This is a genomic window from Gilliamella sp. wkB108, from assembly GCF_001690195.1.
GTDB classification, from domain to species: Bacteria; Pseudomonadota; Gammaproteobacteria; order Enterobacterales; family Orbaceae; genus Gilliamella; species Gilliamella apicola_L.
Genome location: NZ_LZGM01000062.1, coordinates 1 through 1,352, shown reverse-complemented (window position 1 = coordinate 1,352; position 1,352 = coordinate 1). Strand labels below are relative to the sequence as shown.

The 1,352-nt window shown below is 26.3% G+C and carries 1 protein-coding gene; it reads left to right on the top strand.

The genetic code is table 11. From position 1 onward, the window contains the following. A partial coding sequence (locus A9G11_RS06150; RefSeq protein WP_141674359.1) for a glycosyltransferase family 2 protein occupies positions 1–1,247 on the top strand: 1,247 nt, incomplete at its 5' end. Between the last annotated feature and the right edge of the window lie 105 nt (positions 1,248–1,352).

Here is a 1,352-nt window from a genome sequence, read left to right as displayed (position 1 = left end):
TTTTATTAACTATATATAAAGTAGATAAATACTTGGAGGAATGTTTAGATAGTATATTAGCTCAAAGCTATAAGAATCTAGAAATAGTTTGTGTTGATAATGGCTCTCCTGATAAGTGTGGCGAAATTTTATTGAAATATCAGGAAAAGGATCCTCGAATAAAAATTGTAACTTTAAAAGAGAATAAAAAATTATGTAGTGGGCGTAATGTTAGTTTAGATCATGCAACGGGTGATTTTATTTGTTTTGTTGACCCTGATGATTGGGTTGAAAGAGATTGGATTAAAAGCATGGTTGCGGCAATAGAACAATTGGATCCAGAAGGGGAAAAATATAATTTAGTAATCAATTACAATGCAATAAATTATTTAATAGATGAAAAAACGGATAAAATTGAAATACTTTCTGATACCTCTGAACTGATGTCAAAAGGTGATTATACTATCAAAGATTATAATAAGAAGCCTGAAATGGACACGAATATTCCTATGTGGGGTAGAATTTATCGGAAAAAATTCTTAGATCAATTCTCTATTAGATTTATTGAAGGATTTCAAACTGATAATATTCCTTATACAACTAAGCTTTTAGCGCACGTAAAGCATTTTTATATCATGTCTGATAATAATAGCGCTAATAATAACTACTGGCGTCGTTTATTTATTAAAGATGTTTCATTAACAAGTTTAGTTTTATTCAAAAATTTTGAATTGCCTGATGCCTTGGAAGATTTATATGATTATTTAAAACTAAATGGTCTTGAAAATAAAGTCAACGTGATGTTTTATAGAATTTTTGAAGTTTGTTTTAATCAACATATAGACCAACCAAGGTATTATCTGGCTTTTAAAAACTTAATGGTTAAAATGGAAGATGCCATTAAAAATAACCCTGAGGTTTATAATCAACAAGAGGTTACGTTATGTAATTTATTGATTTATTCTGATGGTTTTTTCGATTTTTTGGGAAGATTTCATTATGTAATAGGACAAACAGAAAAAGAAAAAGAAACACAAACACAAACACAAACACAAACACAAACACAAACAAGTCAACCATATGAAAAAAAATATTTTATTATTAAGTTGTTTGGTTTCATACCACTATATAAGAAAAAAACATATAAAAATACTATTTGTTATTCAATATTTGGTATTCCCATATGGAAAATTAAAGTAAAACATAATAGATATGTTAATATTTATTTGTTTAATTTTTTAAGAGTTTTTAAAACATATCAAAATTAGTCTTAAATTGACCCTATAAATATATTATTTATAGGGTCTAAATATGGTTTAACTACAATAATTTAAAACTTATTTACTATTTTATATATTCGATAACACTAACGG